Annotated in this window: 18 protein-coding genes; 6 read left to right on the forward strand and 12 right to left on the reverse strand. The window is 43.0% G+C overall.

Annotated features, from left to right (window positions below):
- Nucleotides 1-25 precede the first annotated feature (25 nt).
- The 5 genes from IQ13_RS03670 to IQ13_RS03690 all read left to right on the forward strand — a co-directional run bounded on the left by IQ13_RS03670 (nt 26) and on the right by IQ13_RS03690 (nt 4,633).
- Nucleotides 26-1,333 (forward strand): gluconate:H+ symporter, encoded by a 1,308-nt coding sequence (locus IQ13_RS03670; RefSeq protein WP_144884610.1) that lies wholly within the window; start codon nt 26-28, stop codon nt 1,331-1,333.
- A gap of 73 nt (nt 1,334-1,406) precedes the next feature.
- On the forward strand, nt 1,407-2,450 hold the full coding sequence (locus IQ13_RS03675; protein ID WP_144884612.1) for an NAD(P)-dependent alcohol dehydrogenase: 1,044 nt from the start codon (nt 1,407-1,409) through the stop codon (nt 2,448-2,450).
- A gap of 489 nt (nt 2,451-2,939) precedes the next feature.
- Entirely contained in the window at nt 2,940-3,818 is an 879-nt protein-coding gene (locus tag IQ13_RS03680; protein ID WP_144884614.1) for a transglutaminase family protein, read from the forward strand.
- The gene (locus IQ13_RS03685) at nt 3,811-4,149 is read left to right on the forward strand and encodes a tRNA-binding protein (RefSeq protein WP_144884616.1); all 339 of its coding nucleotides are present in this window, start codon (nt 3,811-3,813) and stop codon (nt 4,147-4,149) included. Before IQ13_RS03680 ends, IQ13_RS03685 begins: the two co-directional genes overlap by 8 nt.
- Nucleotides 4,142-4,633: a methylated-DNA--[protein]-cysteine S-methyltransferase gene (locus tag IQ13_RS03690; RefSeq protein ID WP_242009472.1), complete on the forward strand. Its 492-nt coding sequence runs from the start codon at nt 4,142-4,144 to the stop codon at nt 4,631-4,633. The genes IQ13_RS03685 and IQ13_RS03690 overlap by 8 nt, the downstream gene beginning before the upstream one ends.
- Here IQ13_RS03690 and rhaM read toward each other — a convergent pair whose 3' ends face one another.
- The 7 genes from rhaM to IQ13_RS03725 all read right to left on the reverse strand — a co-directional run bounded on the left by rhaM (nt 4,634) and on the right by IQ13_RS03725 (nt 13,641).
- On the reverse strand, nt 4,634-4,948 hold the full coding sequence (gene rhaM, locus IQ13_RS03695; RefSeq protein ID WP_144884618.1) for an L-rhamnose mutarotase: 315 nt from the start codon (nt 4,946-4,948) through the stop codon (nt 4,634-4,636).
- Nucleotides 4,949-5,041: 93 nt separating this feature from the next.
- Nucleotides 5,042-5,815: a rhamnogalacturonan acetylesterase gene (locus IQ13_RS03700; protein ID WP_144884620.1), complete on the reverse strand. Its 774-nt coding sequence runs from the start codon at nt 5,813-5,815 to the stop codon at nt 5,042-5,044.
- A gap of 16 nt (nt 5,816-5,831) precedes the next feature.
- The gene (locus IQ13_RS03705; RefSeq protein ID WP_144884622.1) at nt 5,832-6,614 is read right to left on the reverse strand and encodes a rhamnogalacturonan acetylesterase; all 783 of its coding nucleotides are present in this window, start codon (nt 6,612-6,614) and stop codon (nt 5,832-5,834) included.
- 38 nt (nt 6,615-6,652) lie between these two features.
- A complete protein-coding gene (locus IQ13_RS03710; protein ID WP_199758160.1) occupies nt 6,653-8,572 on the reverse strand; it encodes a rhamnogalacturonan lyase in 1,920 nt (639 codons plus the stop codon).
- Nucleotides 8,573-8,621: 49 nt separating this feature from the next.
- Nucleotides 8,622-10,061: a glycoside hydrolase family 28 protein gene (locus IQ13_RS03715; RefSeq protein ID WP_144884624.1), complete on the reverse strand. Its 1,440-nt coding sequence runs from the start codon at nt 10,059-10,061 to the stop codon at nt 8,622-8,624.
- Nucleotide 10,062: 1 nt separating this feature from the next.
- Nucleotides 10,063-12,165 (reverse strand): rhamnogalacturonan lyase family protein, encoded by a 2,103-nt coding sequence (locus tag IQ13_RS03720; RefSeq protein WP_144884626.1) that lies wholly within the window; start codon nt 12,163-12,165, stop codon nt 10,063-10,065.
- A gap of 24 nt (nt 12,166-12,189) precedes the next feature.
- A complete protein-coding gene (locus IQ13_RS03725) occupies nt 12,190-13,641 on the reverse strand; it encodes a sialate O-acetylesterase (protein WP_158637294.1) in 1,452 nt (483 codons plus the stop codon).
- A gap of 148 nt (nt 13,642-13,789) precedes the next feature.
- On the opposite strand from IQ13_RS03725, the gene IQ13_RS03730 reads away from it, so the two are divergent.
- Nucleotides 13,790-14,959, forward strand: a complete 1,170-nt coding sequence (locus IQ13_RS03730) for an MFS transporter (RefSeq protein WP_144884631.1) — start codon at nt 13,790-13,792, stop codon at nt 14,957-14,959.
- Nucleotides 14,960-15,055: 96 nt separating this feature from the next.
- Here IQ13_RS03730 and IQ13_RS03735 read toward each other — a convergent pair whose 3' ends face one another.
- The 5 genes from IQ13_RS03735 to IQ13_RS03755 all read right to left on the reverse strand — a co-directional run bounded on the left by IQ13_RS03735 (nt 15,056) and on the right by IQ13_RS03755 (nt 23,248).
- Nucleotides 15,056-15,352: a hypothetical protein gene (locus tag IQ13_RS03735; protein WP_144884633.1), complete on the reverse strand. Its 297-nt coding sequence runs from the start codon at nt 15,350-15,352 to the stop codon at nt 15,056-15,058.
- A gap of 38 nt (nt 15,353-15,390) precedes the next feature.
- Nucleotides 15,391-16,314 carry a glycoside hydrolase family 43 protein gene (locus tag IQ13_RS03740; protein WP_144884635.1) on the reverse strand — a complete coding sequence of 308 codons (924 nt, stop codon included), beginning with the start codon at nt 16,312-16,314 and terminating at the stop codon, nt 15,391-15,393.
- A gap of 5 nt (nt 16,315-16,319) precedes the next feature.
- Complete coding sequence (locus IQ13_RS03745) at nt 16,320-17,525, reverse strand: glycoside hydrolase family 88 protein (RefSeq protein ID WP_242009473.1); 1,206 nt, start codon at nt 17,523-17,525, stop codon at nt 16,320-16,322.
- 51 nt (nt 17,526-17,576) lie between these two features.
- Nucleotides 17,577-21,026, reverse strand: coding sequence for a DUF4450 domain-containing protein (locus IQ13_RS03750; protein WP_199758161.1), 3,450 nt, complete (start codon nt 21,024-21,026; stop codon nt 17,577-17,579).
- 98 nt (nt 21,027-21,124) lie between these two features.
- Nucleotides 21,125-23,248: a hypothetical protein gene (locus IQ13_RS03755; protein ID WP_144884639.1), complete on the reverse strand. Its 2,124-nt coding sequence runs from the start codon at nt 23,246-23,248 to the stop codon at nt 21,125-21,127.
- Nucleotides 23,249-23,256: the final 8 nt, after the last annotated feature.

The following is a 23,256-nucleotide window of genomic DNA, read 5'->3' on the forward strand; positions in this document are numbered from 1 at the left end:
ACGACAGTGCTCAACGATTGTTTGCATGCAGTTACTTATTATACTTGGCGCAATTCTTTTACAGGTGTTTCTTACTGTAAAAAAAGTTAATCCGTTTATTTCGTTATTGATCGTTGCAATACTTGCAGGGCTAGCATTGGGTATGCCTGCTCCTGCTTTGTTGAAATCAATTGAAAAAGGTGTGGGCAGTACCTTGGGCGGACTGGCGTTGATCCTTTGTCTTGGTGCTGTACTCGGCAAAATTTTAGAAGCAAGTGGTGCTGCAGAAAAAATTGCCATCACGCTCATCAAAAAATTCGGCGAACAGAATATACAATGGGCCGTGTTGCTCACGGGTTTTTTAATTGGTATTCCGCTTTATTACAATGCAGGATTTGTGATTCTTGTACCGTTGGTTTTTATGCTGGCACGTAAAACAGGATTACCGCTTTTGTACATCGCCATACCAATGGCCGCATCACTCAGCACCACGCATTGTTTTTTACCACCGCATCCCGGCCCGGTTGTATTGGTGAACGCCTTTAAAGCAGATATGGGTACAGTGTTGATGTATGGCATTCTCATTGCCATCCCTGCAGTAATTGTAGCCGGGCCTTTCCTTGGAAGATTAGTAAAAGGTATTTCATCTTCTGATGTAAATCTTTTTTCTTCTGCCGAAACAGAAATCAAAGAACTGCCATCTGCTTTACCAAGCTTCTTAATTGCCTTACTACCTGTTTTATTAATATCGCTTGCTGTGGTAGCGCAAAATTTCTTAACGGATGGATTCTTAAAAACCGCTTGCCTGTTTATCGGCGATTCAACCATTGCCTTGCTCATTGCAGTATTGTTGGCGTTTTACGTGTTTGGTGTGCGGAAGAAGATCAGCATGGACAAACAAATGAAATGGCTCAACGATGGTATTTCCGGCATCGCCATGATCTTACTCATCATTACAGCCGGCGGTGTATTTAAACAGGTGTTGCAGGACAGTGGCACCGGCGATTACATTGCTTCTTTCAGCAGCAAATGGCAAATGCCACCGCTCATCTTTGCATGGGTGATTACGGCTTTATTACGTGTTACAATTGGTTCTGCAACGGTAGCAGGTATTACCGCTGCGGGTATTGTTGCACCGTTAGTAACAAGCGGAGCGGCATCACCCGAGTTGATGGTTTTAGCCGTTGGCAGCGGCAGCGTATTCGGCTCGCACATCAACGATTCCGGCTTCTGGATGTATAAAGAATTCTTCAAGCTCTCACTCAAACAAACTTTTCTATCGTGGACAGTGATGGAAACAGCAATCTCCATCATTGGCTTGGCGGGTGTACTTGTGCTCAACTCTTTCAGGTAAGCAAAAACTCTTTTTGATCTGTTTGAACCGTTTATCTTGCAATCTGTTATTTCAGAACTAAAACGTAAAAAAGATGATTGCAACAAAAGCGTACGCTGCACTCGATGCGGCTTCTCCCCTTGTACCTTTTTCATTCGAACGAAGAGATTTGCGTGCAGATGATGTACAGGTAGAAATTTTATACTGTGGTGTTTGTCACAGCGATTTACACCAGGCCCGTAACGAATGGGGCGGCTCGATGTATCCGATGGTACCCGGTCATGAAATTGTGGGTAAAGTGGTGAGCATCGGTTCTTCCGTAACAAAATTTAAAGTGGGCGATACCGTTGGTGTGGGCGTTATTATCGATAGTTGCAGCACCTGTAAAAACTGCCAGGCCAATTATGAACAATACTGTTTAGATGGTGCAACAGGTACCTACAATGCAAAAGAACGGGATGGTGTAACTATTGCGCAAGGCGGTTATTCATCGCAGATAGTAGTGAAAGAAAAATTTGTATTGCATGTTGCAGACTCTCTCGATCTGAAAGCAGTAGCCCCCTTACTATGCGCCGGTATTACCACCTACTCTCCGTTGCGTTTTGCACAGGTCGGTCCGGGTATGAAGGTAGGCGTCATTGGCTTGGGTGGTTTAGGACATATGGCGGTGAAGTTTGCCGTTTCATTTGGAGCTGAAGTAACAGTGCTGAGCACATCGCCTTCAAAAGAGGCCGATGCAAAACGGTTAGGTGCACATGGTTTTCTCGTTACCAGCAACAAAGCACAAATGAAAGCACATGAAAATTATTTTGATGTGCTGCTGGATGCCGTAAGTGCACCGCACGATTTCACTGCATATCTCGATCTGCTTGGCCTGAATGGTAAATTGCTGGTGGTGGGATTACCATCAGAAGATCCCAAACTGTCGCCTTTTTCGCTCATCACCAACAGAAGAAGCGTAATCGGTTCCATGATTGGCAGTATGCAGGAAACACAGGAAATGCTCGACTATTGTGCGGAAAAGAATATTGTAGCCGATGTTGAGTTAATACCGGTACAACAAATTAATGAAGCGTATGAACGGATGTTGAAGAATGATGTGAAGTACAGGTTTGTACTTGACATGAAAACACTCTGAGAAAACAACGAAAAGAAAGCGCTCTACCGGGCGCTTTTTTTACGCATGCCTCCTGAGTTACCGACATAAAAAATCCTCAACCGTAGTTGAGGATTCTTATTTGGCTTCGAGAATTTTTTGTTTCTTGTCCGTTCTCTTTTAGGTACAGAAGCCGTTAGCTTTGCATAGGGTTGGGTCGGGATTTAAAAACAGGCCTTTCTTACTTTTGGATTTTAATTGGCTTTCGCCTTTGGATTTCTTAAGTATTGGATTTGATAGACCAATATTACTGCAATAAAACATACTAAAAGCTTCCACAACTTAACAATTTCTGTAATTTGATAGTTTCATGAATTACGCATAAGTGGTTGCACTTAGCGCATTTATAAAATTGTTTCCAAAGCGCCTATTTCTTCATTCACACAGCTGTGAACAACTTTTTTCAGTAAAGTTTCACAGTTTTTGCAATTTAAAACACAGTTTTACCGCATCATAGATTGAAAGCCCTTAATGGAACAAACAAAAGAGATAACAGCCCTGCTTCACCTGATTGATGATCCTGATTCCGAAGTATACTCAACGGTGAGTGAAAAAATCATCTCCCTGGGTAAGCAGATCATCCCCAACCTCGAGCATTTGTGGGAAAATACACCTGATGAATATACCCAGGAGCGTATTGAAATGTTGATCCACAGTTTACACTATCGTGATCTTCAGGTTGATTTCAATGCATGGGCCAACGATAAAGAACATGACCTGTTTACAGGTGCTTTATTGGTGAGTCGTTACCAATACCCCGATCTGAATTTAGCAAGCAACTACCAGGATCTGGAAAAAATCAGACGTAATGTGTGGCTGGAGCTGAACAGCTTTCTTACAGCGCTGGAAAAAGTAAATGTGCTCAATAATATCATCTTCAATTATTACAAGGTAAAAGGTGTTGAAATTAATTACAACAACCCGGATGAATTTCTGCTGCACAAATTGCTGGAGTCGAAAAAAGGAAATGCCATTTCGATTGGGATGCTGTTGTTAAGCCTTTCGCACATGCTGGATATAAATCTCTACATGATCAATATACCAAGGCAGTTTATCCTCGCATATTTTGACGATGAACCATCGGAGATTGACAATGACTTTCCGCCGCAACATATCCAGTTTTACATGGATGGAGCAACCGGACAGATTTTTTCGCACAAAGATGTTGAAACCTATTTCAAGCGCATCAATCTTGCGCCATCTGCCTCCTACTTTAAACCGCTGGAAAACAAACAGGTTGTTGCACGTATGATTGAAGAATATGCCCGTTGTTTTGATAATGAAAAAAACAATTACAAAAAGCAGGACTTGCTTTCACTTGCTTCGCAACTAAACAACAGCTATGAATGAGTTGATCAGCTGGAACGATTTTGAAAAAGTTCAGATCAAAGCCGGAACCATTGTTGAAGTAAATGATTTCCCCAATGCACGCAAACCCGCCTACCAGTTGCTCATCGATTTTGGTGAGCTGGGCATGAAACGTTCCTCTGCACAAATCACGCATCATTACAGCAAAGAAGAACTCATCGGCAAACAGATTGTTGCAGTTGTCAATTTTCCTGTAAAACAAATAGCCAACTTCTTCAGCGAATGCCTGGTATTAGGTGTATATGATGCCGATAACAAGGTGGTATTATTAACGCCGGATAAACCGGTACAAAACGGAGGCACTGTTGGCTGATGCAATGCAGCATATCGCTTATTACCATTCACCGATCGGTTTTATTGAACTGGTAGAAGAAGATGGCTATTTAACGTTTGCCTCTTTTATGGATGAACAGAAGAATGAACCAACTGCTGCAACTCCCCTTTTACAAAAAGCTTTGCAACAACTGGATGCTTATTTTGCGGGAAAGCTGCAACAGTTTGAGTTGCCGTTACGCCCGTCAGGAACAGCTTTTCAACAAAGCGTATGGGATCAGTTGGTACAGATTCCTTATGCAGAAACCATCACCTACCTGCACATGGCCAAACGTTTGGGTAATGTAAAAGCCATCCGTGCAGCAGCTTCTGCCAATGGAAAAAATCCGTTGGCCATCATCATTCCCTGTCATCGTGTAGTTGGAGCCGATGGAAAATTAACCGGCTATGCAGGCGGTTTGCATCGCAAACAATGGTTATTGGAACACGAAGCAAAGTTTGGCGGCAGCAAAACGCTGTTTTAATTATTGCATATAGAACACATCCTTCAACGGCGTACTCACAGGCGAATTATCCGGATTTGTTTCCATAATATCTTTCATATACGCCCACCATTTTTTCATTACCGGATGATTGGGCAGATCGCTGAGCTTTGCCGGATCTTCGGCCTGCAATACAGCAAACAGATCACCGGTGGCTTCATCTAAAAAAATACTGTAATCGCTGATGCCTGTTTGATGTAGCAGATCTTCCAGATCGGGCCAGAGTTCGTCGTGACGACGTTTGTATTCTTCTTCCTGGCCTTTAAAGATTTTCATGCGTGATGCAATGCGTGGCATATAAATAGTTTTAGTGTTGTTAGGAGTAACGTCATTGCGAGGCATGATGCAATCTATGTAGACTGCTTCGTTCTTCGCAGTGACGAAGAGCGTTTATTTCTTTACAATATAACGTGCAAGTTCACCGGGGTTTTGTAAGATCAATTGCTGAATAACAATCTCCACATTCATCTTCGCTCCTTCCAGTCCGGTATGTGTTTTATCGCCATGAAAAAACTTGCTCACTTCTGCTTCTCCCAGTTCATCGTATTTATCAGCAATCAGTTTATTCAGATCAACAAAGTATGCGCCCTCTTCTTTCGCAATTTGTTCGGCCCACAATGCATAGTTATCAGTTGACCGACCCACTTTTCCATCTTTCCAGTTATTACGAGGTATCAAGGAACAAACAATCGGCACTGCACCTTTTGCTTTTGTTTCCCGTACATACTTACGCATGTACCAGCCAAAACTGTACACGGTTTCCTGTACTTTACGGATGGGATTCCAGATCACCGAACTATCATTGCCAATACCACGGATCGTTCCTCTTGCACGTGCAGTATCGTCTAACGGACTTGCATCGTTATGTCCAAACTGCATAATCACATAATCGCCTTTCTTTAAATTAGCCGTAATCTTTTCCCATCGTCCTTCGGTGATAAACGTGCGACTGCTGCGGCCACCCATTGCATGATTCTGAATCGATATTTTGGAGGTATCGAAATAGTCGGCCACAAAACTACCCCAGCCCCATTGTCCGTTACTGCCTGTACCCGAACCGTTGCGCACTGTTGAATCGCCAATAATATAAAACACCGGTTTGGTTTGCAGCAGCGTGAACGACATGGTTGCAACAGCAATAACAGCGAATAAAAGTCTTTTCATTTTTTATAAGTTGAAATCATTTTAATAAATAGTTGATGAGCGATAAGCCGTTCAGCAACTTCATGCCTTCCACCACCGATGCCGCATTGATCTTTGCTCCATCTTCATTGGTATGTGTATGATCTTTATAAAACAGCTTCGCTACTTCTGCCTCACCTAATACATTGTACTTTTCGGCAGTAATGTTATTTAAATCGATAAAAAATACGCCTTCGCTTTCTGCCACTTCTTTGGCCCATTTACCAAAATCATTATTCGCCAAACGCACTTTGCCATCTGTCCATTGGTTGCGGGGAATCATCGAACAGACAATCGGCGTAGCACCTTTCTCTTTCGCTTCACGAATAAACTTACGCAGGTACCATCCATAACTATGCACCACTTCAATACTGCTGTCCTTCCAGGTAAGACTTACCGAATCTTCGCCTGTACCACGCAACACACCACGATAGCCATTACGTGAAGTATCGGGCTTGCTGCCTTCGTTATGACCAAACTGCATGATTACATAATCGCCTTGTTGTAAAGTCGACAATACTTTCTCCCAGCGTTTTTCTTTAATGAATGTTCTGGTACTTCTTCCCGCCATTGCCTGGTTGCTGATGCTGATTTGCGTTGTATCGAAAAACGAACCGATCATTTCGCCCCAACCACATTGCGGACGGTTGGTGTTACGCACAGTAGAATCGCCAATGAGGTACAAGGTTGGTTTTTGCGTATGCAGTACAATGAATGAACTTGTTGCAAAAAACAGCAACAGTAATTTTAAGATCCGTTGATGTGCTTGTATGAATTTCATTTGTTTTCGTTTATGCTGATCTGCCACAAACAGACAATTTATTTTTTAGTAACGATAACAATATTCGGTTTTGCCGGTGTTTGCATACCATCACCTAAATAATAGCTTACATGCGGCGGTTGATTATATGCTACATTCTGCCACGCTATACTTAAACGGTATTGCGGATTATGCATGAGCGTGTACAGTTTAATATCCGTTGGAATAGCTGTTGAGAAAATACGCAGCTCTTTACTGTCTGCAGTACGTGCAATGATCTCTTCACGCCAGTCGCCAAACAGATCTGCACTTAAACAGGGATTGGACTTGGTACCGTTGTTACTTACACAAGAATAATCACGACCATCAAATACTTTATCCATTTTACTGTTGATATAATCCCACTTGCCAACATACACCCCATTCAGTATTTCACTCAAGGCATCACCATCCCAGTAAATACCCATATTACAGGGCGGTGTTTTATCAATAATTACATTTCCTTTGTTATCGAACAAACCCCGTATGCCTGCACCTGCCACCCAACATTCATAACCGGGATAGCGTGGATCAATATCCAATGCCAAACCACGACCGGGGCCTTCGCCATCTTCACCCGCTTTTACCGAAGCTTTCTTCCAGATCACTTCACCTGTTTTTGCATCACGAAAGTTTGCACCCGCATCGCCAAATTTTTCCTGGATACCGAATACTTCCAAACCCGGACGGCTTGGATCCAGATCACTTACATGTAAAGCATCCGCATGACCGATACCAGTGCTGTACAATCCCTGTCCGTTATCATCAATGGTCATTTGTCCGTATACAATTTCATCCTTACCATCAGCATCTACATCGGTTACGGTTAAATTATGATTGCCTTGTCCGCCAAATTTTTCATTGCCGGGTAATGCACTGTCAAACGTCCAGCGTTTCACCAGTTTCCCGTCTTTCAGATCCCACGCTGCCAAAACTGTTCTTGTGTAATAACCACGACACATCACCAGCGATGGATGCTTACCATCAAGATAAGCGATACATGCAAGGAAACGATCCATGCGGTTGCCGTAACCATCGCCCCAGACTTTCTTTAACTCATCGGTAGTTGGATTGAGTGTGGGATAACGTGGCGGATCGTAATCAACAGTAGAAATGATCGTGCCTGTTAAGCCATTGAACACCGTTAAATATTCCGGGCCACTTAAAATATAACCCCGTTCGTTGCGGTAATCTTTTGTTGCATCACCAATCACCGTTCCTTTTGCATCAACCGTACCATCAGCTGTCTTCATCGCAATCTCTGCTTTGCCATCGCCATCCAGATCATACACCATAAACTGCGTGTAGTGTGCACCTTCACGGATATTTTTTCCGAGATTGATCTCCCACAAAAAAGTTCCATCGATCTTATAGCATTGAAAAATCGGCGGATCAGTAATACCCGCCTGCGAATTATCTCTGGCCTTTCCCGTCATGTGCACAATAATTTCATACACACCATCACCATCCACATCACCTACGCTTGCATCGTTGGCTGAATAGCCTTGTGGAGTTCGTAAAGAAATAGAGAGATATGGTTTTGCATTTGGCGCTAATACAAACGACTCGCCTTTTGCCTCTTCCTTTTTATTGATAATAGCTTTAACTGTATATGTATGTGCCGCATTGGTATCAACAGCCACATCGGTATAGTTTGTTGCTTTTTGTATCGGCTCTTTATTAAGCTTAACTGTTTTACCATTGCTTGTACGGTAAAGGTTAAACGCAAGCGATTGATCTTCGATGCCAAGCAACCGCCAGCTGACAAAAACATTTCCGTTACCTGCCGGTACTGCATGTACACCACGGGTGAGAAACTCCATACGGTATTGTGCCTGTGACGTAAACAATGACATGCATGCAATAAGCACCAGCAAAAAAAGCCGTGAGTGGTGAGTAGTGAGTTGTGCGTAGCCAACTGACCATGATTTATTTCGCATTGTATCTTTTGAATTCAATTAATAAATTATCAACTATCCATTATCCAAACTAACCTTTTAGACGCTCTTGCTCTTCAATTCCTGCCGGTTCTTTTTTCTTTTCAACAGGCTTGGTTGATACATCAATACTTGTATTGATGAACTTCCAGCCTTTAATATATTCCATTGAGCCCAATGTGTTGGCGGTGATAATGGAATGGATGAACTGAAAATCTTCCAGCAATGATGTTGGAAGACCGTTTATCTCAAATGCTTTTTGTGCATTGGTGATCTTTACGTTTTGTATAACAAATTTCCGTGCAGCAGGAATTCCTTTTTCAGCAGGCGTTACTTTCTGCAACATCGATTTCCAATGTGCAGACACCGTTTCCATCGTATAACCTTTCGGCAATTCGGAATAGCTATAGGCAGGATACCAGTTTAAATTAAACTGGTAGGCATTACGAACAGAATCTAAAACAGAGTTAACGAAGTACACATCTTCCACTACACCACCACGAGTGGTTGCCGATTTAATACGCAAACCATTATCGGTGTGTTTGGCATACAGGTCGGTACAATAAATATGACGGATGCTGCCCGATGTTTCGCTGCCGAGTGTAACAAGCCCTGCTCCTCTTCTTGCAATTGATTTGCGTATCACCACATATTCTGTCGGACGATTCACTCGTAAGCCATCCCAATCTCTTCCGGCTTTTAAACAGAAATTATCATCGTTGCAATCAATATCACAATTCTGGATTAATACCCAGCTCGATGAATCCACATCAACACCATCGGTACTTGGGCCACTGCCATCCTCGTTGTTCTTGATCACTACGCCATCAACTGTCAGATAAGAGGAATACAGCAACTGCACGGTCCAGAAACCCGCATTCTTAAACGTTAATCCTTTGATGGAAACATCCGTTGAATTTTGAACAAGTAATGTGCGTACACGTTTGGCATCGTAATCAACAATCCAGCGCAGGCCTTTGGTATCATAGTCTTTCCGCATGGCCCAATATTTATCCCAGCAAAACTTTCCTCTTGCATTCACCACACCTTCACCTGTAACAGCCACATTCTTTACATTCACTGCATTGATCAAGGCTGCAGGCCATTTCATTTCCAAACCTGCAATACGGGTATCCATATCCGGGTAGTCATCGAAGTTTTGCGAGCCAAGGATCAACACGCCCTTATCGATTCGTAAATGCACATTGTTCTTTAAAAAGACAGCACCGGTTACATACGTACCCGGTTTAAACGCAACAATGCCACCGCCTTTTGCTGCGCAGGCATCAATCGCTTTTTGAATGGCGTTTGTATTCACCGTTACTGTATCACTTACAGCTCCGTAGCTGTTCACATAATAAATTGATTTTCCTGAAGGAAAACTTCTTGCACCCACTTTCTTTGTCCACTCAGGTGCAACCACCTGTTGTGCTGAAGCAATACCGGTAACACATAACAAAAGAAGAACGAATACCTGTTTCACTGTATGCATATTATTGTTTAATGAGTTTGACTGTAGTTGTTTGTTTTTTAGTCATCACTTTTATAAAATAAATACCCGTACCTAACTGAGCACCTGTTTCAATTTGATTAATGGCTGTACCCTGTTGCTGCAGTTGACCGCCTGCATCGTAGATGTAAAAACGAAAACTTCCGTTGGCTTTGATGCGAAATGTTTTTACAGATGGATTGGGATATACATCCACAGCCATTACTTCACGTTGTACATTACTCACCGGAGTAGCAATATTTTCCACCAGTTGAATGTTTGGTGTCGGCGGCGTGTTCATCCCATCGCCCAAATAAAAACCGGGATGTGGCGGTTGATTATACGCTGCATTCTGCCACGCAATGGCCATGCGGTATTGCGGATCGTGCATGAGTGTATAAATGCGATGGGTTGTTGGATTGACTGTTGTGTAGATATTCAAAAACTGCTGATCGGTACTGCGCAGAATAATTTCTTCACGCCAGTCGCCTAAAAGATCAACAGTTAAGCAAGGATTCTTTTTCGTTGAATTATTGGAACCGCCATAACCCCATGCCTCCTGGTACAACGTAATCAACCGTGTAGATTTATTACTGGTATAATCCCATTTATCCAGCACATCACCATCCAGCAGCTCACGCAACAGATCGCCATCCCACCATACAGCGTGGTTCATACTTGGCCTTGATGGCCCGATCGAATCGCCTTTTACATTGTAGAGATAACCGGTAGCGCCCCAACACTCGTAACCTTTATAACGGGGGTCAATATCCGCAGCCAATGCACGCCCGATATCGCCTGTGGCATTAACGCCCCAGATAGGAACACCGGTAGCTGCATCAACTAAACGTAATCCTTTACCTGCATACTTTGCAGGTTCTTCGTAACACTGCCAAAACTCCAGGCCGGGACGATCAGGATCAAGATCGGTTATATGCAATGCGTCGCCATGCCCCAACGTATTTGTAAAAAAACCTGTGCCATCGTAATTGACCGCACTGGAGCCGCTGTACACTTCATCTTTTCCATCGCCATTTGCATCTGCCGTCATCAACTGGTGATTACCCATACCGGCATAACCACCATTGCCACTTGTATTACTGTCAAAAATCCAGCGTTGTGTTAGCTGTCCGTTTTTAAAATCCCATGCACTACGTACCAAACGTGTGTAATAACCACGACCAAATACCATACTTGGATTTACTCCATCGAGACAAGCAACCGTTGCAATAAAACGATCCACACGGTTGCCATAACTATCACCCCAGCTGCTTACCGTTCCTCTTGCAGGTGTGTATGGTTTCGTATCCATAGCTGCACCTGTTAATCCGTTGAAGACCGTTAAATATTCCGGTCCGCTTAAAACATAACCACTGCTGTTACGGTAATCGGCAGTTGAACTTCCGATAATTGTTCCTACACCGTCCTTTGTACCATCAGCTGTTTTACAAGCTACTTCCGCTTTACCATCGCTGTCAAAATCGTACACTAAAAATTGTGTGTAATGTGCCCCTGCACGGATGTTGATACCCAAATCAATCCGCCACAAACGTGTGCCATTCATTTTATAGGCATCGAGATACACATTGCCTGTATAACCCGATTGCGAATTATCTTTTGAATTTGTTGGATCCCATTTTAAAATGATTTCGTATTCACCATCACCATCTACATCTCCCACACTCGCATCATTTGCGGTGTAGGTATAGGCAACCGCATCGGGTGTAGTGCCGCCTGCCGGTTGTTGAATGGGTATCTGCAAGTATTGTTTTGCCCACACAGTAGCAGCAACAGTAGTACTTTCCTCTACCCCGTTGACAACAGCTTTTACTTTATAAACACCATTCGTAGTTGTTTGATCGGTATAGTTGGTGGCACCGTTAATGGGCTGGGCATTCAGCTTTATATCATCACGGTAAATGTTAAACGCAGTAGAATTGGTTTCAGTACCAAACAAACGCCAGCTGATAAACACCGACGAACTGTTAACCCGCACCGCAACAGTACCACGGTTGAGCTTTTCCATTTTACGTTGTGCAAACAACTGCGCTGTAACACAACAGAGAAACAGTAAACAAATGATTCCTTTTTTTAAATAAAGCAACATGGCAAACGTAAGTAGTTAGTTATCTTAATGAGTACGGAAGGGTAACGCAGGTAATCCTTCGCTGTTGACAAAATTGGGTTGTGCTGTTTCGTTCCAGGCAAAGCGAACCTGTTTAGGTTTCTTCACCTCTTTTGCTGAAACAACAACTGTGTTGTTGCGGATAACTGCTGTGGCAGGAACAAAGACTCCGTCGGCACCCGCAATCGTGAACCAGTTCAGCGGTTGTTGATCGCTGCTTGCAAGTCCTGTTCCTGTATGTGAAAATTGAACAATGATGCTGTTCTTCTTTATCTTGTGCGAAACATAGGTTGGTCCGTATGCTTCAATCTTCGTTTGACCATAACTGTTATGCAACGCCTGTAATGCCAGACGATGCGCTACGGTCCATTTATACGATGGATGAATGTCTTTCAAATTATCAACCAGGTCGGTTGTAACAACCATGTGCACATTAGGCAATTCGGTGCATTCCGTCTGCACTTCCCAAAACTCAGCGAGTAATTCGGGTGTATGTGGCTTGGAATCTTTGCGTGCAGTGTATAAATAAGGCGAAATCTGTACGGTATAAAAAGGCAGCGTTTCATCTTTCAACACCTTGCGCCATGCATTGATAAAAATGCTGAACTTTTCTTTGTACGTCGATTGATCTTCGATCATGCAATTACTTTCGCCCTGGTACCACAAAACAGCTTTTACCGCAAACGGTACCAATGGTTCAAACATGCCTTTGTACATCTGGCCGGGATGCATGCCATCAATTTTATAGTTTGGTTTTACAGTTGAATCTTTAAAGATGGGTGATGAAGCATAAGCCCAATCGGGTGTCCATTGTTCAATACGTGTACCACCCCATGAGGTTGAAATGATACCGATGGGCACATTTGTTTGTTCAAAAATCTCTTTGGCAAAAAAGTAACCGATGGCCGATACATAACGCACAATGGTATCGTTACCATTCACCCAGCCTTTTGTTGGAAGTGCCGGATATTGATTCAACACCCGTTCAACATAGCTATAACGGATTGCATCGGGTTTGTTTGAACTTTTCAACTCAGCTTCCGAAGGATCGGTTCCTTTCTTTGGTGCTGCATAACGCTTCAAGGTTCGGTCTAACGGATATTCCATATTCGACTGACCGGAACATAACCACACATCTCCCACTAACACATTCGCAAACGAAATGGTTTCATTGCCTTTAATTGTAAGTGTGGAGGGCGTTGCAGAAGTACTTAACGGATCGAGTGTAATTATCCAGTTACTATCTGCACCGGCAACGGTATTTTTTTGTTGCGACTGAAATGTAACTGTAATGCTTGTACCGGGATTTGCTTTTCCCCAAACCGGAACCGGCTTGTTGCGTTGCAACACCATGTTGTTGGAAAAAATACCGGGAATCCGCAGTTGTGCAGAGAGATTAACCGCAATTGAAAAAAACAGAAACAGGAATGCGGAACGAATTAACAGCAAGCGCAGCATAGCAATTGTTTGCCCACAAATTAGCCATAGAAAAAGGCGCATCTATCCTGCAGCATCCTGTACAAACGTTTGCGAAAACGTTTACTGATTTTTATGTGCCGAAACCCCTGTGCACGCATCATTTTTGGAATACTTTTGCGCCAAGAATATGCAAGCAACAGACATCGCCCAGTTAAACAGCAGTTATACCAAACGGCAAATACGCATTGCAGTTTCTGTGTTCTTTTTCTGCCAGGGAATTTGTTTTGCCAGCTGGGCAAGCCGCATACCTGATATTAAAACCACCTTGCAATTATCGGAAGCTGCCTTGGGCAGCATTCTGCTGGCATTGCCTGCCGGACAATTAACGATGATGCCCTTCAGTGGTAAACTGGTTACACGTTTCGGCAGCAAATATGTGTTGCGGTTGGCCGCAATTGGCTATGCACTAACCTTAATCCTGATCGGATCTACCACAGCCGCCTGGCAATTGGCTGCAGCACTTTATTTATTTGGCTTATCAGGTAATCTCTGCAATATTTCTGTGAATACACAAGCAGTAAATGCAGAATCCTTGTTTGGCCGCTCTATACTTGCCTCCTTTCATGGTGTGTGGAGCACGGCCGGTTTTACGGGTGCATTGGTTGGTTTGCTGATGATGCGTTTCAACTTACAGCCGGTTTATCACTTCATGCTTGTTGCAGGAACGGTCATTACACTGAATCTTTTCTTTCAGAAAAAACTCATCATTACCCCTGTAAGTAAAACAGCTTCATCGTTTAAACGGTTTCAGTTTCCAAAAGGTTTGTTGTTGCAGTTGGGCTTGATTGCTTTTTGTTGTTTGAGTGCCGAAGGTTGTATGTTCGACTGGAGCGGTGTGTATTTTAAAGAAGTGGTGGAAGTAAAAGGCGAACTGGTATCGCTGGGTTATGCATCGTTTATGGTGATGATGGCCACCGGACGTTTTACCGGCGACAGATTAGCCGAACGTTTTGGCCGAAAGAGAATGGTGCAGCTGAGTGGTGTGCTCATCTTTACCGGAATGATGATTGCTGTATTGCTGCCCAACATCATTTTTGCAACCATCGGTTTTATGATTGTAGGTTTTGGTGTGAGCAGTATTATTCCGCTTGTTTATAGTACCGCAGGAAAAGTAAAAGAAGTCGCCAGTGGTATTGCGATAGCAACTGTTTCAGGCGTTGGCTTTTTTGGCTTTTTGATGGGGCCACCATTGATTGGTTATATTGCAGAACTGGCCGGACTGCGCTCTTCCTTTGCAGTGATTGCAGTATTGGGTTTGGTGATCAGCTATATGATCAGTAAGATCAAGTTGGCGTGAGGTAAACCTGACCTGACAGGTTAAGCCTTTTCGTGTTATTTGTCATAACTAAAACTGACAGTAAAATTTTGCTCAACCTGTCAGGTCTGTTCCGTTTCAAAACTTAATTTCATGAAAAGTTTGACTCGCAATTAATACAGCGGAGATTACAACTGCAATCTGAATTATTCTTACAACTATTTTTTGCCTGCGAATAATAATTGCCGCTTTGTTTTCCGGTATTTTATTTTCGATGACATGGAGTTGCTTATAGGTAATTAATTGTTGCGCAGCAATAAGCAGCATTAATGCCCAAACAATAATTAAAAGAGGAACTTTTACTATCAAATAAGATCCAAGGATTCCTGCAACAAATAAACCTTGTGAAATAGAACGGTAGAAACTGCTTTTCATAAGTGAACGTTTGATATTTTAGTTAGTTTGATTTGACATTATTTCGGCAACAATTCAAACGCTGCCTTACTGATTGTAAGAATTGTTCCATGCCTGATGCCGCTTGGCAATGAAATCTTATCCGAAATATCTGTCCAGTTTTTGAGATCGGTTGATTGTACTGCGCCATATTTATGATCCCGGTATTTATCGAAGTACACGATCCATGTACCATTGATCTTTAAAGTGGTTGGCCCTTCTGCCCAGTAATTACCGGTGATGGGTGCAGAAGCTTCGCTGTAACCGCTGTTGAGTTTTTTACTCGTAGCTATTTTGATGTTCTTCTGCACAGGCTCTCTTGTTTCATCTTTCAGGAACATGATAAACTGTTTGCCATTGGGAACAATGCTTGCATCAATCACATTAAACCCTTTATCGTACAGCAGTTTTGTTTTGCTGAAGGTTTTAAAATCTTTCGTGAGGACATAATACATCCGGTGATTGTACCCATTCTCCACTTTCGGATCAGCAGGATACTTTCCTTTGATCGTTGTTGCCCAATAGATCATGTATTGTTGCTTCTTTGCATCATAGGTAATCTCCGGTGCCCAGCAGTTGCGGGCCGAATCTTCGTGCATCATCACGGGAATAAAACGCTGTTCACTCCAGTTGATCAGATCTTTGCTACTTGCATAACCAATCCCACGATCATTCCAGCTCACTGTCCACACCATATGAAACAGTCCATCTGCACCACGAATAATGCAGGGATCACGCATCAACTTATCTTTTGCAACAGTTGGTTGCAGAAACGAACTGTCTTTTTTCAACGCACTCCATTTGAAACCATCATGGCTGTAAGCCAGATGCAAACCATCCTGACCGTTATTTTTGAAATAGGCAAACAGGTAGACCGAATCACTTTGTGCACGTAGGTACAGCACTTGCATCAACAGCAGAACCAACGAACTGATCTTCTTCATCCTTCTTATTTTTTAAACATCGCTTTGTAACGCAGCATGGCTTCTACAAAATAATAATCAGCATAGGTTAACGGCACATCAATTTCAGTTCCGGCCGGTTTATGTCCTACACTATGTTTCAGGATAAATCCTCCATTTGTTCCTGCCGCAGCCTTGTATTGATCGGTTGACAGATTCTTTAAGATCGTTTCTGCCGCCTTGAAATACTTAGTGGATAATTCCTTGTTCACATAACCGCTTAGCTCTAATAAAGCTGATGCCATGATCGTGGCCGCTGAAACATCACGCAAGGCATTGGGAATATCCGGTGCATTAAAATCCCAGTAAGGAATTTTATCAGTTGGAAGATTGGGATGATTTAAAATAAACGCTGCGATCTTATTCGCCTGTTCCAAATATTTCCTGTCTTTTGTTTCTCTGTAGGTTTCAGTGTAGCCATACAAGCCCCATGCCTGTCCCCTCGCCCACGCACTCTCATCAGCAAAACCCTGTGCTGTCTTTTTTTGTTGAACAGCTCCTGTTTGCGCATGATAGTTCAACACATGATACGAACTGTTATCGGCACGGAAATGATTCTTCATTGTTGTGTTGGCATGTGTTACAGCAATTTTATAAAACGAAGAATCGCCTGTTACCTGTGTTGCCCAGAAGAGTAGTTTCAAGTTCATCATGTTATCAATGATCACCAAGTATTCGTTCGGCTTACCATCCCATGATTTAATAACACCTGTAACAGGGCTAAAACGTGTGGACAAGGACTTCGCACTTGTCACCAAAATATCTTTATACGCTGCAGATGGCTGTATTAAATTGGCATTGCCGAAACTGCAATACATCATAAACCCAAGATCATGGGTTGTTTTATTGAATTGCTCTTTCTTTAACACTTCAAGTATACGTTGGGCTTCTTTGTACAGCACTTCATCTTTTGTTTGTGTGTAGAGATACAGCAACGTGCCGGGATAAAAACCACTGCACCACCAGCCCGAATTGCTGAATTCGTATTTGTCGGTTGTTGGGAAATAGGTCTTCGGAAATTTCTCAGCTGGCAGATTTTGCAGCAGCACTTTGTATTGTGCGGCCGCATCGATCATATTCTGATCAATGGCTTTTAATAATGCCTTATCCGGCTGATGTTTGGTTTGTGCATGACACCACATCAGAATAAACAAGCAACAGCTCAGTAAAGAAAAACGTTTTGCAGACAACATACAGTAATCGTTTAAATGGCAATATAAGACTTAGATCTGTTGATTCGTTGTTTACCGGATCAATGTTACACTCATCAACCCGATCACCACATCATTGGCAATAGTTTTAAGTGTAAGACTTTTTAATTGTTTGTTTGGATCCAGTTTTAAATGCAGCACCGTTGCAGCACCACCCTCAATACCAAAATTGGAAAAACCTTTGATGCTGCTGTACTTATAATTCGCCGGCATCACTTCACCGGTCTTTAATAAAACACGGGTAGGTTTTGTTTCACCGGCAGTAAAGGCAAAACCATCAATGAGATAATCCTGTTCAATGGGCCACCAGTTCTCCGGGTTCTTTAACTCCAGTACAGATGAAGATCCATCGGTATAATGTACAACCACCGTTCCGTTCAGCATCCGGCTTTGCATGGGATTGGTACTGCCTGTCATTAAGAAGTAAACATGGGATGCAGCACCGCTCAACGGCAATACAACCGAATCAGGATAATTGTCCCACATAGAGGTAAACACGATATTCTTCTTTTCGGTGGAGCTTGATTTGAAAGGAATGTTGTTAATGAGCAGTTCTTTCTTCAACCCTGCTTTTACACGCAGACCGCTATCGTTGATGTTGGCAGTGGTTAATGGATAAGCCCAGTTGCCGATGCCCTGCGTGGGCAATTGCAAGGTTGGTACAGCCGGACGGGGTGACAAGTATTCATTCTTAAAAATATTCGTTACTGCATCGTTGAAATGTGGAGTAAGATCAACGGTTTCAAATTTTGTGTCGGGCGTGATGGTTACTGTTTCAACAAAGGGTTCATCAACGATCAATGAAAAATTCAATGGTTCAAACCAACTGAAATCGCCTTGCTTCAACTGCAGGTACAAACTGTTGACGCCTGCATGATGTACATTTCCCGATACAGTGTTTGTTGTACGAACTACATTCCGCAACACTTCTACCGGTTGATAATGATTTAAAATGATGGCCTTGTTTAATTTTACTTGCACCAACTCTTTGCCGTTATATGCTTGTTTATATAAAGGCTTTTCAAATCCTTCACCTTTCCATTTAATCACAATCAAATAGGATTTAGCAGCAGCTGCATCAATCTGTAACGAAGGCGTACCGATGATACTGTCTACCACTTTCCATTTGGCAGATTGACCATTCACTGTAATTGATTCAACCGATTCCCTGTAAGCAGGAATGATCAATTGCAAGTGCAGTGGTCTGCTGAAGCTTGGTTGCAGGATATATTCTTCTGTTAAGCGTGTGCGTTTGAATACAAACTGCATATTGGGCGTGGTTAATGCAGCATTGTTCCATTGGTGCGGCAGACCTGGTTTGATCACTAAACGGTTATGCAATGCATCGGGCAACACGCCAAACAATCCTTCCACCAATGTTCTGCCGGCCATCCCGATCGGATCTGCAAAATCTCTGTACAATTCTCCCCGTATGGCATCATAAAAACTCAGCTGTTGAATATTACCCGGACTGGCGCCGAGATACATACTTTCCATCAACGAACTCTTCCATAAACGATACGCTTCTTCTTTATCACCACCCTGCCAGAACGCTAGTGATGTGTGAAGCAGTTCAGGTAATGCCACATTATTCAAACTCCAGGTATACGGTTGCCAGTTGGTGGTTGACAATGTATACAACGACGAATCCTTCAGGCCTTTTGCAAGTATCGGAATATGCGGAATAAAATCCTTTACATACTGCAACGATTGATACGCTTGAAACGGATCAGCAATGCCTTCATCAATCGCATGATAGATCGTCCACAATGCAGCCGACTCATGCAACAATTTATTACCAAGCAAATCCTTGTATTCTGCATACCAGCCTTTCTGCTTCATCCACAACTGCTGATTAATCGCCTTTAAAATTTTATTCGCTTCCGCTTCATATTGGCTGCCATCAACTCCAATAATCTTCGCCAACTGTGCCGCCATTTTGTTGGAACGATAATTATACGCCGATGAATGCGTTACTCCTCCTCCACTGTACTGCAATGCATCACTGGCCCAGATAGCCGCATACGAATCGTACAAGCCATCGCCATCTACATCAAAATTTCGTTTCTCCCAATCAAGGTGACGAACCAGCAAGGGCCACATCTGTCGTACATAAGCCGTATCACCTGTCCAGTTAAAATGATTGAAGAGTTGATCGATGAACACCAGGTTCATATCATAATGATGTGCACGCAGATCACCACCGGGATTGCGGGAAATATAGCCACTGCTGAACAAGGATGTGCCCAGTTTCTCCAACTGTCTTCCTAAATGCAAAGCCGTATCGGCAACAACGGGTCCGCTTGCAGGTGTGGTTACCTGCGACAATGCATACCCATTGAAATGTTTTTTTGCACGATCGTGCCAGCCAAACACATCGGCTACATACGCACCACGCCAGCCATTCAAACGCATCCGCCACGCAACGGCACCATGCATAAACGATGGATCTTCCCATACGCCATCGGCCGCAATACCCAAGACTCCACCTAATGTATTGATGAACGGATCAGGTGTAACCACCTTGATGCGCTCGGCGATTTTCTTTCTTGCTGCTTCTGCCTGTTGAAACAATTGCGGCAATAAAGCATAATTAATTGTTTTATTCTTTTCTGGTTTTTGTACAGCAAAGAAATAGGTTTGTTTGTCTTTCAGCTGAAGACGGGCAGTGATCAATGGAGAAACAGCTGTACTGTCTGATTGTAATAACGCAAGGGGCGATTGTTGTTTTGTTGCATCCGCAATTTTCAAAACAGCTGTTAATGGAAATACACCGGTTAGTTCTTTTCCCTTTTCTGCAACAGATGAATTGTTATTGGCATTTGCAGGAAGATGCTGTACTTCATACCGTTCTTCTTCAGTCAGCGGTTTTGCAAAACCATACAGCAGACTGAAATTATTTTTCGTAATCTGATAAACATTATCCTTGCAATACTCCGGTTTCAAATAAAACGAAGATTCAGGATCAGCGCCAATATCACCATCACGTGAAAACTTTTTGCCGGTAGCACCACCATACACGGCAACGAACTGTACAGCAGTTGAAACATTTTCTGTTTGCAGTTGCACAATCATTCCTTCACGATCATACAATGCAAGTACATGTAAGCGGATAATACCCTCACCCAGCAATTCATCTTTTATTTCGTACAACATGGAACCTGCACGATAAATCGCTTTGATCTTTTTACACTCGATCAGCCATTTACTTTTTCCGTTTCCGATAATGCCGAATTTCAGATTACCACCCATGCCCGGCATGTATAAGGCGAATTCAGGCAAGTCGCCTGCTTCTGCACGAAACGCCGTATTGCCGCCATACAATGCCCGGTTAAAACGTCTTGTTCCGTTTTCAATGATAATATCAGTTCCTTCAGGCCGATAACGAACCTGCCGCTCAATGCCATGCCATCGCTTTTTCTCCTGTGCGAAAGAGAATTGTGTAAGTGTAAGTAACAATGTAAGAAGTACAGTTAATCTCATTTTGTTAATAGGCATTTATGAAAAGTAAGGCCTGTGTCATGCAGTTCCCGCTTTAGGGGCAACTGAGTTACGAAAGTTGCGAACGTAGTTCATGGGGGCTAAAACATTTTCTTCAACCCTTCCCACTTCACGTTCCACGCTTTCGGAAAACCAATATTGATTCCTTTGTCTGCATCTGCTCCTGTACACATCAAGGCAACCGCATTCAACACACCACCATTACCGGGCAGATAAATGGTTAAACGATCATCCTGGTAATTATGCCCGTTGATTAAATACGTATTCGTTCTAACCGGCATCAGCAAGGTATTCACCGCTTCTTCGCCCATGTGCAAACGTGCAGCAGTCATCGCCATGAGTGGATAATCCCAACCCCATGTTTCATTCCAGTCCCATTTTTCTAATACCGTGAAATAGGTTTTCTTCATCACAACGGTATCCAATCCGTTGGCAGCAGGAATAGTACTGTAAGCACCTAATACTGCCGGATGATCGGTTAAATATTTCGAACCTTTTTCATAACAATCAGGTGTGTTGCCCGCTGCAAGATAAACACCATTGATCTGCGGCAATGGTGCAAGGTTATGGATGATCTCATCCCATTTCTTTTCTCTTGGCAAACCTGCACGTATACGCCATTGTTGCGCTACTTCCAAAGCCCAGCTCCAGTACGACAATTCATAAGTTGGATTGAAAGTAGACACTGCATCAAAACATTCCTGTGCAGGAATTAATCCCTTACCGAGATTGTATTTTTTCGTAGCAGCGTTGTAAGACGGAAACGATGCCATAAAATCAGCCGTAGCAAACAACAGGTCTTTGTACTTATTCAACGTTTTGCTGTTGGGATTATGACGGTACAGCATCTCGGCCATATAAATAAAATGCGGTTGCTGCCAGATGAGGAATGCACCAACAGAAGAAGGTGCCTCATCACCATTATGATCGGTCATCTTTTGCCAGCGTACACCTTCAAAGCCCTGGCGTTGTGCAATGAGCTTTGCTTTTTCAGCAACGTTGAAATACCAGTCTAAACTTTTTTCCATCAGCTCAGGTCTGCCCCATTGTGCAAAATGCACCGCATGCCACCAATGCATTTCCAGATGTGGCTTACCAAACCAGCTGTTATAGGTTAAACCTGTTTCCTGTGGCGGATAGGCGGAAGCACAATTCACTTTGGTGAGATATTGCGATAACACGACTCTCCGCTCCAGTTCAAATGCACGGGTATCTTTTGTTGCAGAAAAATCAACTGCACCTCCACTCATCCAGAATTTCTTCCACGTCAATTCACTGCTTTGTTTTGTTTTGAAAAAATTAGTGAGGGTTGTAACGGGTTTCTTTTCCGAAAAAATGAAACTGCATTCAAAGGCATCTTTTGCTGTTGGTTGCAAGACGAAATAATGGGCTCCTGTTTTTTTGATGCTGGCAGAAGAGGTCCAGTTTACATCCACATAGTAATTCGTTGTATCCAATGTGCGTTGGACGAGTGCAGCACCTTTGCTGGTTGTGAGAGTTGAACGATGTCGATCATCGCTCTTAAAATTATCACCCACATCTTTAAACTGTCCATTGGGATAAGGAAAACGCATACGAATAGCAATGCGGTTACTGTTTAACAACGGCGATTCAATACGAAAGGAAACAGCATCATACTGTTGGTGTGCAGCAGTCGTCACTTTTACCGGCACGCCTTCTACTGTAAACTGACTCGTGATGATCCCCGTCCATACATGCAGTTCCTGTTTGATCTGTTGAATATCGTTTGCTGTAGCCAGCGAACCATCTTTCCTTTTTATTTCCAATCCGATGTTTCCTAATTGCAAACGATGCGGATTCACACGGAAATAATCAACGGTCTTCCGGCCCAGCTCCGGTTCTTTCACCTGTACCGTGTAAGATATTTTCCGTCCTTCCAGGTCGTAGGTCTTTAAGGCGTCCTTTACATTTAAATTTTCTGTGTTGGGAAAACTATGCCAGCCCCATGCCGATTGTGTGCCCAGTGGAACACCTTTTGCATACGCTTCCGGAAAACTCTGCATACCGGTTGCATCTACAGTAAAAGCAAAATTGCCATTACCTACAGTTAATGAAGCAAGCGAATCGATCTTATGCACCTTTACATTGTGGCGCTTCACCACTGCTTCACGGTTAATGGTTTGTGAGTGAACCACAGAGACACAAAGAACACAGAGAAGAAAAGAAGAAAAAATCAATTTCATTTTAGGAG

This window comes from Lacibacter cauensis (genome assembly GCF_007830055.1).
GTDB classification, from domain to species: Bacteria; Bacteroidota; Bacteroidia; order Chitinophagales; family Chitinophagaceae; genus Lacibacter; species Lacibacter cauensis.

Bases quoted from the DNA above. Each gene is read 5' to 3' on its own strand.
- IQ13_RS03670 (WP_144884610.1), top strand. From the start codon at position 26: ATGCAGTTACTTATTATACTTGGCGCAATTCTTTTACAGGTGTTTCTT.
- IQ13_RS03740 (WP_144884635.1), bottom strand. From the start codon at position 16,314: ATGAAGAAGATCAGTTCGTTGGTTCTGCTGTTGATGCAAGTGCTGTAC.
- IQ13_RS03675 (WP_144884612.1), top strand. From the start codon at position 1,407: ATGATTGCAACAAAAGCGTACGCTGCACTCGATGCGGCTTCTCCCCTT.
- IQ13_RS03730 (WP_144884631.1), top strand. From the start codon at position 13,790: ATGCAAGCAACAGACATCGCCCAGTTAAACAGCAGTTATACCAAACGG.
- IQ13_RS03750 (WP_199758161.1), bottom strand. From the start codon at position 21,026: ATGAGATTAACTGTACTTCTTACATTGTTACTTACACTTACACAATTC.
- rhaM (WP_144884618.1), bottom strand. From the start codon at position 4,948: ATGCCACGCATTGCATCACGCATGAAAATCTTTAAAGGCCAGGAAGAA.
- IQ13_RS03745 (WP_242009473.1), bottom strand. From the start codon at position 17,525: ATGTTGTCTGCAAAACGTTTTTCTTTACTGAGCTGTTGCTTGTTTATT.
- IQ13_RS03685 (WP_144884616.1), top strand. From the start codon at position 3,811: ATGAATGAGTTGATCAGCTGGAACGATTTTGAAAAAGTTCAGATCAAA.
- IQ13_RS03680 (WP_144884614.1), top strand. From the start codon at position 2,940: ATGGAACAAACAAAAGAGATAACAGCCCTGCTTCACCTGATTGATGAT.
- IQ13_RS03705 (WP_144884622.1), bottom strand. From the start codon at position 6,614: ATGAAATTCATACAAGCACATCAACGGATCTTAAAATTACTGTTGCTG.
- IQ13_RS03735 (WP_144884633.1), bottom strand. From the start codon at position 15,352: ATGAAAAGCAGTTTCTACCGTTCTATTTCACAAGGTTTATTTGTTGCA.
- IQ13_RS03725 (WP_158637294.1), bottom strand. From the start codon at position 13,641: ATGCTGCGCTTGCTGTTAATTCGTTCCGCATTCCTGTTTCTGTTTTTT.
- IQ13_RS03710 (WP_199758160.1), bottom strand. From the start codon at position 8,572: ATGCGAAATAAATCATGGTCAGTTGGCTACGCACAACTCACTACTCAC.
- IQ13_RS03700 (WP_144884620.1), bottom strand. From the start codon at position 5,815: ATGAAAAGACTTTTATTCGCTGTTATTGCTGTTGCAACCATGTCGTTC.
- IQ13_RS03720 (WP_144884626.1), bottom strand. From the start codon at position 12,165: ATGTTGCTTTATTTAAAAAAAGGAATCATTTGTTTACTGTTTCTCTGT.
- IQ13_RS03715 (WP_144884624.1), bottom strand. From the start codon at position 10,061: ATGCATACAGTGAAACAGGTATTCGTTCTTCTTTTGTTATGTGTTACC.
- IQ13_RS03755 (WP_144884639.1), bottom strand. From the start codon at position 23,248: ATGAAATTGATTTTTTCTTCTTTTCTTCTCTGTGTTCTTTGTGTCTCT.